A 10,315-nucleotide genomic window follows, 5' to 3' on the forward strand; every position below is an offset into this window, starting at 1 on the left:
GCCATGCTCGTCATCGCCCACAGATCGTCCGCCCCGTGAGCCACGACAAGGTGCTGCGCGAGCCGGCGATCGCGTTGTCCGCCATCGATCTCAGCCTCGGCCGCGGCGCCGCGCGGGTGCACGTCCTGCGCGGCATCTCGCTGAGCGTCGATCGCGGCGAGGCGGTGGGGCTGGTCGGCCCCTCGGGCTCGGGCAAATCGACCCTGCTGATGGTGATGGCTGGGCTGGAGCGGCCGGATTCCGGCGGCGTGGTGATCGAGGACACCGACCTCGCCCGCCTCGACGAGGACGCGCTCGCCCGCTTCCGGGGCCGGCGGATCGGCATCGTGTTCCAGGCCTTCCATCTGGTCCCGACCATGACGGCGCTCGAGAACGTCGCGCTGCCGCTGGAACTCGCCGACCGGCCCGGCGCGCTGGAGCGGGCCCGCGCCGAGCTGGAGGCGGTCGGCCTCGGGCACCGGCTGCACCATTACCCGGCCCAGCTCTCGGGCGGCGAGCAGCAGCGCGTCGCCATCGCCCGGGCTGTGGCGCCGGACCCGGCGATCCTGGTGGCCGACGAGCCCACCGGCAATCTCGACGAGGCCACCGGCCGCCAGATCGTGGATCTCCTGTTCCGGCTGAAGCGCGACCGCGGCGCCACGCTTGTGCTGGTCACCCACGACAACGGCCTCGCCCGCCTGTGCGATCGCATTGTGCGCCTGCGCTCGGGCCGGATCGAGGAGGCGGTGAGCGCCTGATGCACGGCACGGTCACCCGCCCCGAACCTTCCCCCCGGCGCATCCCGCTCACCCTGCGCCTGGCCGTGCGCGAATTGCGCGCCGGCCTGTCCGGCTTCGGGGTGTTCCTCGCCTGCATCGCGCTCGGCGTCGCGGCGATCGCCGGCGTGGCCTCGATCTCGCGCTCGCTCTCCGACGGCCTCGGCCGCGAAGGGCGGCGGATCCTCGGGGGCGATCTCGCCTACAACCTGATCAACCGCGAGGCGACCGACGCGGAGCGGCAGGCCCTCTCGCGCGAGGGCCGGGTCGACGCCGTGGCGTCCTTGCGCGCCATGGCGGTGGCGGGCAGCGGCGACGCCGCGTTGGTCGAGCTGAAGGCCGTCGATCCCGCGAGCTACCCGGCGGCCGGAGAGCTCGTCACCGATCCGCCGGGCCGGCTCGCCGACCTCCTGGCCGAGCGGGACGGGGCGCCGGGCGCACTCGCGGATCCGGCCCTGCTCACCCGCCTCGACGTCAAGGTCGGCGACCGAATCGCCCTGGCCGGGCACCCGGTGGCGATCCGCGGCACGCTCACGTCCGAGCCCGACAAGATCGCCGGCGGCATCGGCTTCGGCCCGCGGCTGATGATCGCGGAACCGACGCTCCGCGCCACCGGCCTGGTCCAGCCGGGCAGCCTCAACCGCTGGAGCTACCGCATCGTCCTGCCCAAGGACGCCGCCCGGGACTCGGATCTCGACAGCGCGCAGGCACGGATCCGTTCCGCGACCCCGGAGGCCGGCTGGGAGATCCGGTCGCGCACCAACGCCGACCCGCGATTCGCCAAGAGCATCGAGCGCTTCACCCAGTTCCTGACCCTGGTGGGTCTGACTGCGCTGATCGTCGGCGGGGTTGGCGTCGGCAACGCCGTCCACGCCTTAGTGGAGCGCAAGCGGCCCTCGATCGCGACGCTCAAGAGCGTCGGCGCCCCGGGCTCGCAGGTGGTCGCCCTGTACCTGACGCAGGTGATGCTGATCGCCGGGATCGGGACCCTGATCGGGCTCGCGATCGGCGCGAGCCTGCCGTTCCTGCTGGACGCCCTGTTCTCCGCCGACCTGCCGCTGCCCCTGAACCCGACTTTGGCGCCGGGCGAGCTGGCGCTGGCCGCCGCCTACGGGCTGCTCACTGCCTTCGCGTTCGCGATCACGCCGCTCGGCCGCGCCCACGACGTGCCGGTCTCCGGCCTGTTCCGCGACACGGTCGATCCGGCCCGGGTCAGCCCGCGCTGGCGCTACCGGATCTGGCTGGGCTTGAGCCTCGCGGCCCTGGTCGGCCTGTCGGTCGGGACGGCGTTCGACCGGCGCGTGGCGCTGATCTTCATCGCGGCTGCGGCCATCGCGTTCGCGCTTCTGCACGGGGTGGCGCTCGGCCTGATGGCGCTCGCCCGCCGCCTGCCGCATCCGCGCTGGCCGGCGCCCCGGATGGCGCTGGCGAACCTCCACCGGCCCGGCGCGCTGACGCCTGCCATCGTCCTGTCCCTGGGCCTCGGCGTGACGCTGCTGGTCACCCTCAGCCTGATCGACGCCAATGTCCGCCGGACGATCAGCGCGACCCTGCCGGCGCGGGCGCCGAACCTGTTCTTCCTCGACATCCCGTCGCGCGACGCCGCCGAGTTCCGGGCGTTCCTGGCGCGCTCGGCCCCCAACGGCAAGATCGAGGACGTGCCGATGATGCGCGGCCGGATCGTCGCTCTGAACGGCGTGCCGGCCAGCAAGATCCGCCCCCCGGAGGACGCCGCCTGGGTCCTCGACGGCGACCGGGGCATCACTTACGCCGACACGGTGCCCGACGGCTCGACCCTCACGGACGGCGCCTGGTGGAGCGCCGAGCAGGGCGCCAAGCCCCTGGTCTCGTTCGAGGCCGAGCTCGCACGCCAGCTTGGGCTGAAGGTCGGCGACAGCGTCACCGTCAACGTCCTCGGGCGTGACCTGACCGCGACGATCTTCAACCTGCGCCGGGTGGAGTGGCGCAACCTCGGCATCAACTTCGTGATGGTGTTCTCGCCCGGCACCTTCCGCGGCGCGCCGCATTCCGACCTCGCCACCCTGTCGCTCCCCGGCGGCACCGATTCGGGGGCCGAGAACCGCATCCTGCGCGACGTCGCCAAGACGTTCCCGTCGGTGAGCGCCGTGCGGGTCAAGGACGCGCTGGACGCGATCGGCGACCTCGTCGGACGGCTGGTCCTGGCGATCCGCGGGGCGAGCGCCGTGGCGGTGCTGGCGAGCCTGTTCGTGCTGGCCGGGGCGATCGCGGCCGGCCACCGGGCCCGACTCTACGACGCCGTCGTGCTCAAGGTGCTGGGCGCCAGCCGGGCGCGGCTGCTCTCGGCCTACGCCATCGAGTACGCGGCCCTTGGGCTCGCCACCGCCCTGTTCGGCCTCGCCGCCGGCAGCGTCGCCGGCTGGGTGATCGTGGCGAAAGTCATGCACCTCGACTTCCGCCTCGACCTGTCGGGGGCGCTGGTCGCAGCCACAGCCGCGGTGGCGCTGGCGATTCTCCTCGGGCTGGCCGGGACCTGGCGGATCCTGGGGCAAAAGCCCGCGCCGTATCTCCGGCAGATCTAGCCAGCGGTCTTCGCACCTCCGTCATCGGTCCGGCGGATGGTTAAGACTTCACGGTCGAGAGATCGGATCGCGGCAATCCGGTCAACCGACAGTCGAACCGGCGGTCGTGATTGCGGGAATCCGTTTTAATCCCTGCCATCATGGACAAAAAATACATCGTCCGCGGCCTGAAAAGCGACCCCGCAACCGTGGCCGGGGACTTGTGCGGGCGGCGGCCGCGCAACATATTCCCGGTTGAGGCGCCAGCCTGGCGCCAGAGGTCCTGCGTGGGCCTCGCCCGAAACACCACGCTGAGAGAGCCTCCGCAAGGAAACTCCCATGGCATTCGAGAACTCACCCTTCCGGTACGGCGCCCAGCAGCCGTCCGGTTACGCCGGCAGCCAGGTTCAGGTCGATCAGGGCCTGCGCACTTTCATGCTCGGCGTCTACAACAACATGGTCGTCGGGCTCGGCATTTCCGGTCTCGTCGCCCTCGGCCTGAACATGGCGTCGGTCGCGGCCTATCAGGGCTCGCGCCCGATCCTGACTTCCTTCGGTCAGGTCCTCTACACCAGCCCGCTCAAGTGGGTCTTGATGCTCGCCCCGCTCGCGTTCATCTTCGTCTTCTCGATGCGGATGGACCGGATGTCGGCCGCGTCGGCCCGGACGATGTTCTGGGCCTTCGCGGCGGTGATGGGCGCCTCGATGTCCTCGCTCCTCCTGGTCTTCACCGGGGCGAGCGTGATCCAGGTGTTCTTCATCACGGCGGCGGCCTTCGGCTCGCTGAGCCTGTACGGCTACACCACCCAGCGTAGCCTCTCGGGCATGGGCTCGTTCCTGATGATGGGCCTGATCGGCATCATCCTGGCGTCGCTCGTGAACATCTTCTTCGCCTCGTCGGCGCTGCAGTTCGCCATCTCGGTGCTCGGCGTGCTGATCTTCGCGGGGCTGACCGCCTACGACACCCAGAAGCTCAAGGAGATGTATCTCTCCAGCAGCTTCGACGGTGAGATGGCGGCCAAGATGTCGGTCAACGGCGCCCTGACCCTCTATCTGGACTTCATCAACATGTTCCAGTTCCTGCTGAGCCTGATCGGCGACCGCCGCTAAGCCCAACACGAACCCGGACTTCAGGAAGCCTCGGCGGGAAACCGCCGGGGCTTCTTTTTGTCTGTACCGGCGGCGTCCGCGCGCTATCGTGCCGCCATGCACGCGATCTCGGGTCTCTCCGCCTTTCCGATCACCCCGAGCGACGCCGAGGGCCGCGTCGATGCCGAGGGTTTGCGCCGGCTGCTGGAGCGCCTCGCTTCGGCCGGGGTCGATTCGATCGGCCTGCTCGGCAGCACCGGGACCTACGCCTACCTGTCCCGGGAGGAACGCCGCCGCGCCGTGGCCATCGCCGCCGAGGCGGTGGATGGCCGGGTGCCGATCTTGGTCGGGATCGGGGCGCTGCGCACCGACGCGGCGATCCGGCTGGCCAGGGACGCCCGGGCAGCGGGCGCCGATGCCGGCCTGCTGGCGCCGGTCTCCTACACGCCGCTCACCGACGACGAGGTGTTCCGGCACTTCGAGGCCGTAGCGGGGAAGGGCGGCCTGCCGCTGGTGATCTACGACAACCCCGGGACCACGCATTTCCGCTTCTCACCGGCCCTGATCGGCCGGATCGCGCGCCTGCCCGGCGTGGTAGCGGCCAAATGCCCCGCGCCGGTGCTCGAGGCCGCCGCGGCCGGGGTTACGGCTCTCAGGGACGCGGTCCCGGCAGGTTTTCCCGTCGGCTTCAGCGGCGACTGGAACGTGACCGAGGCCCTAATCGCCGGCGGCGCGGCTTGGTTCAGCGTGGCCGGCGGCCTGTTCCCGAAAACCTGCCTGGCGATCACCCGCGCCGTCCAGGCGGGTGACACCGCGCAAGCCCGGGCGCTGAACGCGGAGCTTGCACCGCTCTGGGCGCTGTTCCAGGCGCATTCGAGCCTGCGCGTGGTCTACGCGCTGGCCGACCATCTCGGCCTTTGCCGGGCCGAGCCGCCACGGCCGATCCTGCCGCTGGCGCCGGAGATCCGGGACGAGGTCGTCGCCACCGTCCGAACCTTGAACTTGGCCTGAGAGGCTCAGACAGCCCGAGGCGGCGGCTCCAGCACGGCGAGCACCCGGGACAGCTCCGTCCCGCGCTTCATCACCAGCCCGCTGGCGGCGATCACCGCGTAGGCGCCCTGGCGGCGGGCGAGCTTCGGGTCCTTCTCGATGCGGTAGAGCGGCATCTCGGAGGCGCGGCGGTAGATCGAGAACACCGCCTTGTCCCGGCGGAAATCCATGGCGTAGTCGCGCCACTCGCCCGCAGCGACCTGCCGGCCGTAGAGGTTGAAGATCGTGCGCAGCTCGTCCCGGTTGAAGGCGATCTGCGGAGGAGCCGCGGGGGCGGGGAACGGAATGACATGGCCCACCGCTTCGTCGGGCCTCGACCCCGCACTCGTCCGCTCCGTCATCGTCACTCCGTCGTGCCCTGCTTTGCCGGATGATGGCCCCCGCCGCCGCGCCCCGCAAGGGTCGCTTCGGCGAGGCCCCGTGTCGCGCGAGACACATCCTAGCGGCAAAAAACATGGTTCCGCCCGATTTGCGCCTTTTGCGAGCCGCGTTGCGGCAGTACAACAGCCCCTGAACCTCGCCGGCTCCTGCCCGGCCAGCGGCCGTAACCCAGCTCCCCAGCCTTCGGTCACCGGTCGGGATCCCAGAATTCGGCACTCCGAGGTTTCGAGACCCAAGGACTTCAGGCCGCCCCTCCGGGCGGCCTTTTTTGTCTCCCGTTGACTGCGGGATACGGGTATGGCGAGCCGCATCATGGGTCCGCCCGCCTTCGACGACGCCTTCATCCAGACCCTCGACACGCTGTTCGCGTGGCGCCGCGACGTGCGCCGCTTCCGGCCGGACGCAGCGGTCGACCCGGACAGCTTGCGCGCCTGCCTGGCCGCGGCTCAGCGGGCGCCGTCGGTGGGCAACAGCCGGCCCTGGCGCTTCGTCCGCGTCTCCGACCCGGCCCGACGCGCCGCCATCGCGAACAGCTTCTCCCGCTGCAACGCGGCCGCCGCGGAGGGCTACGATGCAGCGCGGGCGGCGCGCTACCGGGCGCTCAAGCTCGCCGGCCTGAACGAGGCGCCGGTGCACCTGGCCGTCTTCTGCGACGATGCCACCGACACCGGCCTGGGCCTCGGCCGGGCCAGCATGCCCGAGACCCTGGCCTATTCGGTGGTCGGGGCGGTGCAGTGCTTCTGGCTGGCCGCCCGGGCGCGCGGGCTCGGGGTCGGCTGGGTCTCGATCCTGGAGCCGGCCCGCGTCACCGGGATCCTGGCCGTGCCGGAGACCTGGCGGCTCGTCGCCTATCTCTGCGTCGGCCACCCGGTGGAGGAGCATCTCGACCCGGAACTGGAGCGCCACGGCTGGCAGGCGGAGGACCCGCGCGGGGCCGAGCTGTTCGAGCGCTGAACCGGGCCGACCGCCGGATTTACGCTCCTTCTTTACCCTCCCCAAGACTTCCCGGGATCAACGCCGCATCAACCATAGCTTTTCGTGGAACGGCAAGCGCGGCCGTGGATTACTGGCCGGCACGATCTCTTGCGTGTCGAGGAAGTCTGTGATGTCGAGTCGGTTGGCTGTATTCGGGATGGCCGGCGCAATGCTGGCGGGTTGCTTGGGGGCGGCCCAGGCCAGGGAGGTGGTGCCGTTCCAGAACGGCGTCGCGCCCGGCTCGGTGGTGATCAGCGTGTCCCAGCGCAAGCTCTATCTGGTGAACGGCGACGGCACCGCGATCCGCTATCCCGTGGCGGTCGGCCGGCCCGGCAAGCAATGGTTCGGGACGGCCGCGATCGACGGCAAGTATGTCGCCCCCGCCTGGTCGCCGCCGGCCGAGGTCAAGCGCGACAACCCGCGGCTGCCGAACCTCATCGCCGGCGGCTCGCCGAGCAACCCGATGGGCGCCGCCGCGATGACCCTGGCCGGCGGCGAATATGCGATCCACGGCACCAACCGGCCGAACTCGGTCGGCACCTACGCGTCCTATGGCTGCATCCGGATGTACAACCAGGACGTGGTCGATCTCTATGCCCGGGTCGATGTCGGCGCGCAGGTCTACATGACGCGGTGAGGATCGCGCGTGGGGGTGATCAGGAAGCTCTGCTGATCAGACCACTGACAGCCGAAAACCCTTCACCTTGTCGTAAAGGACAAGACCGTCCGCGGCGACGTCATGCGCCAGCGTATTAATGTCGTTGCGGCTGGTCTCGAACACGCTCCTGCGCATCGGGACCACTTGGATCGTCGCGCCGAGATCGCGCACGGCCTGCCACAGGGAGACCGGCGTGTAGCGTCCCGCCGGAATGTCGTCGTCCAGCAGGACGCACAGGTCCCAGTCGCTGTCGTCGTCGTGGTCACCTCGGGCGCGGCTGCCGAACAGGATGACCCGCTCGACAGGCGCGATGGCGCGCAGACGTTCGACGGCCGCGGCGAGCGGCGGCGACAACCTGTCCGGGGCAAGCGCATGGTTCATGATGCAAGTGTACAGCACAGAGCTGCAACGCGCACAGAGAGCCGACCGAAGCGCGCCCTACTTCGCCGGCGGCGCGGTCGCCTCCACGGCGGTGAAGGTCTCGAGAATCCGATAGGTGTGCTCGGCGCCGGCCGGGACGCAGTACGAATCGCCCGCCGCGAGCGCGACGGTCTCGCCGCCGACGACCAACTCGGCCCGGCCGCTGATCACGTAGCCCACGGTCTCGTGCGGCGAGGACGTCACCGGCTTGTCGGCATTCGGCTCCTCGGCCCGCCACATCCGCATCCCGAGCCGCTCGCCCCGCGCCAGGGCGATCTCGCCGTGCGGTCCGGCGGCCGCGCTATGGGCCGATACCTTCGTGGTCATCGTCTCGTCTCCCTGTCCGTGAGGCAGGGCAACGGCGCGTGGACCGGCCCGTTCCGGGTCAATCAGAAGTCGACCGCGAGCCCCTTCACCTCCCAATCCTGGTAGCGCACCGGCTCGAGGCCGCCGCGGCCGAGGCGCTCCGGGGTGGCGCGGATCTCGGCCGCGCGGGCGTCGATGGCGGCGCGACGCTCTGCCGCCTCGGCGAGCGCACGCTCCGCCGCGGGGCTGAGCTTGCGCGCGGTCGCCGCGCCATCGGTCGCATCCTGTCCGTTCGGGTCTTGCATCGCGGTCGCTCGGGTGTGAGGGCGTGGGCCTGAGGGTTCATCGGGTTCAGGAGTCAAAGTGGCATCGCGGGACACAGGCCGCAACACGCGGGTCGAGACGGCGACGGGTGCGACCACGGCCGACAGCGCCGGCCTCGGCGCCCGGCGGGCTGCCATGCAGGTGGTGGCCGAGATGATCGGCCAGCAGCGCCCCCCGGCCCTTGACGAGTCCCTGGCGCTGGCGATCCGGGCCGAGGCGCTGAGCCCGGGCGACGCCGCCCTGGCCCGGGCGATCGCAGTGGCGACCTTCCGGCGCTACGGCCTGATCCGGGCCGCCCTGGCGACCCGGCTGGAGCGCGGCCTGCCGGTCGAGAAGCCGCGGCTCACGGCGCTGCTCGCCACCGCCACCGCCCAGATCCTCGACCTCGCCATTCCCGATCACGCCGCCGTCGATTGCGCGGTGCGGCTCGCCAAGGGTGACGACAGGACCACCCATCTCGCCGGCCTCGTCAACGCGGTGCTGCGCCGGGTCGCCCGGGAGCGCGACGCGATCCTGGCCGAATCCGCCGACGCGCTCGCCGTCAACACGCCGGACTGGCTGGCACGCCGCTGGAGCGCGGCCTACGGGCCGGAGCGCGCCGGCGCGATCGCGCGGGCGCATCTCGCCGGCGCGACGATCGACCTGACCCCGCGCGGCGACGCGGCCGAATGGGTCGAGGCGCTCGGCGCGGTGCGGCTGCCGACCGGCTCCCTGCGGCTGCCGGAGAACGGCCCGGCGATCCCCGACCTGCCGGGCTTCCAGGACGGCGCCTGGTGGGTGCAGGACGCCGCGGCGGCGATCCCGGCCCGGCTGCTGGCGCCGCAGGCCGGCGCCCGCGTCCTCGACCTCTGCGCCGCGCCGGGCGGCAAGACGATGCAGCTCGCCGCCACCGGCGCCCATGTCACCGCCGTCGACCGTTCGGCGCCGCGGCTGGAGCGCCTGCGCGAGAACGTCGCCCGGCTCGGCCTCGACGTCACCATCGCGGTGGCCGACGCCCTGGCGTTGGAGCCGCAGGACCACGATGCCGTGCTCCTCGACGCGCCGTGCTCGGCCACCGGCACGATCCGGCGCCACCCGGACGTGGCCTGGACCAAGTCGGAGGCCGACATCGCCCGGCTGGCAACGCTTCAGACCAAGCTCCTCGACCACGCGGCCGGGCTGGTCCGCCTCGGCGGCCGGCTGGTCTACTGCACCTGCTCGCTGGAGCCGGAGGAGGGCGAGGCGCAGGTCGCCGCCTTCCTGGCCCGCGACGCGCGCTACCGGCGCGTGCCGGTCCAGCCGGACGAGGTCGGCGGCGCCACCGAGATGATCGACGCCAACGGCGATCTGCGCACCCTGCCGTGCCATCTGCCCGAGATCCCGGGCGCCCGCGGCGGCCTCGACGGCTTTTTCGCGAGCCGGCTCGAACGGGTGGGGTGAGGGAGCCCTTATTGCTGCGCGCGAACGGACGGTTGACGTATCCTCCGTCGTCATTGCGAGCGCAGCGAAGCAACCCAGCGCCGCGCGCGCTCACAGAATGAAGTGGATCCCTGGGTCGCTTCGCTGCGCTCGCGATGACGGAGCAAGCGAAACACGCGACCCCACCCCTTGACAATGTTCCTATTTTGTGCTCATTAGCCGTCACCTGTCCTCCGGTGCCGCGGGGGTGACTTCGCGGCGCTCCTCTGGGGTCCGTGCGGTGGCTGACCGGCGGGTTCGGAGAGCAGGGCGATGCCCGCGTCGGTGGCTCTCAGCCGCGATCGCCCCGGGCGGCGAACCGATGCGGGGCGTGTCTCGGTGACGGGCGTGAGATCGGGCGGCAGTTTGCCCGGCGGGGT

11 protein-coding genes are annotated in these 10,315 nt (G+C 71.4%); 7 read left to right on the forward strand and 4 right to left on the reverse strand.

All coding sequences use genetic code 11. The features are described 5' to 3' along the window. The first annotated feature begins 35 nt into the window (after nt 1-35). From MKL09_RS30655 to MKL09_RS30670, 4 genes are all read left to right on the forward strand, one after another. Nucleotides 36-737, forward strand: coding sequence for an ABC transporter ATP-binding protein (locus tag MKL09_RS30655; RefSeq protein WP_409567022.1), 702 nt, complete (start codon nt 36-38; stop codon nt 735-737). Next, nucleotides 737-3,316 (forward strand): ABC transporter permease, encoded by a 2,580-nt coding sequence (locus tag MKL09_RS30660; protein WP_244025724.1) that lies wholly within the window; start codon nt 737-739, stop codon nt 3,314-3,316. The genes MKL09_RS30655 and MKL09_RS30660 overlap by 1 nt, the downstream gene beginning before the upstream one ends. A 318-nt stretch (nt 3,317-3,634) precedes the next feature. Beyond that, complete coding sequence (locus MKL09_RS30665; protein ID WP_244025725.1) at nt 3,635-4,405, forward strand: Bax inhibitor-1/YccA family protein; 771 nt, start codon at nt 3,635-3,637, stop codon at nt 4,403-4,405. Nucleotides 4,406-4,501: 96 nt separating this feature from the next. Next, nucleotides 4,502-5,395 carry a dihydrodipicolinate synthase family protein gene (locus tag MKL09_RS30670; protein ID WP_244025726.1) on the forward strand — a complete coding sequence of 298 codons (894 nt, stop codon included), beginning with the start codon at nt 4,502-4,504 and terminating at the stop codon, nt 5,393-5,395. 5 nt (nt 5,396-5,400) lie between these two features. On the opposite strand, the gene MKL09_RS30675 is transcribed toward MKL09_RS30670, so the two are convergent. Further along, on the reverse strand, nt 5,401-5,775 hold the full coding sequence (locus MKL09_RS30675; RefSeq protein WP_244025727.1) for a DUF2794 domain-containing protein: 375 nt from the start codon (nt 5,773-5,775) through the stop codon (nt 5,401-5,403). Nucleotides 5,776-6,112: 337 nt separating this feature from the next. On the opposite strand from MKL09_RS30675, the gene bluB reads away from it, so the two are divergent. Then, the gene (gene bluB, locus MKL09_RS30680; protein WP_244025728.1) at nt 6,113-6,769 is read left to right on the forward strand and encodes a 5,6-dimethylbenzimidazole synthase; all 657 of its coding nucleotides are present in this window, start codon (nt 6,113-6,115) and stop codon (nt 6,767-6,769) included. A gap of 151 nt (nt 6,770-6,920) precedes the next feature. Next, nucleotides 6,921-7,427, forward strand: a complete 507-nt coding sequence (locus MKL09_RS30685; RefSeq protein ID WP_244025729.1) for a L,D-transpeptidase — start codon at nt 6,921-6,923, stop codon at nt 7,425-7,427. 36 nt (nt 7,428-7,463) lie between these two features. On the opposite strand, the gene MKL09_RS30690 is transcribed toward MKL09_RS30685, so the two are convergent. The 3 genes from MKL09_RS30690 to MKL09_RS30700 all read right to left on the reverse strand — a co-directional run bounded on the left by MKL09_RS30690 (nt 7,464) and on the right by MKL09_RS30700 (nt 8,479). Next, nucleotides 7,464-7,829: a nucleotidyltransferase domain-containing protein gene (locus tag MKL09_RS30690; RefSeq protein WP_244025730.1), complete on the reverse strand. Its 366-nt coding sequence runs from the start codon at nt 7,827-7,829 to the stop codon at nt 7,464-7,466. 57 nt (nt 7,830-7,886) lie between these two features. Then, entirely contained in the window at nt 7,887-8,195 is a 309-nt protein-coding gene (locus tag MKL09_RS30695) for a cupin domain-containing protein (RefSeq protein WP_244025731.1), read from the reverse strand. A gap of 62 nt (nt 8,196-8,257) precedes the next feature. Further along, nucleotides 8,258-8,479, reverse strand: coding sequence for a DUF1674 domain-containing protein (locus MKL09_RS30700; RefSeq protein WP_244025732.1), 222 nt, complete (start codon nt 8,477-8,479; stop codon nt 8,258-8,260). Nucleotides 8,480-8,537: 58 nt separating this feature from the next. Between MKL09_RS30700 and MKL09_RS30705 the strand changes: the two genes are divergently transcribed. Further along, complete coding sequence (locus MKL09_RS30705) at nt 8,538-9,917, forward strand: RsmB/NOP family class I SAM-dependent RNA methyltransferase (protein WP_313901219.1); 1,380 nt, start codon at nt 8,538-8,540, stop codon at nt 9,915-9,917. Nucleotides 9,918-10,315 lie beyond the last annotated feature (398 nt).

Source organism: Methylobacterium sp. J-048 (assembly GCF_022829515.1).
GTDB lineage: Bacteria > Pseudomonadota > Alphaproteobacteria > Rhizobiales > Beijerinckiaceae > Methylobacterium.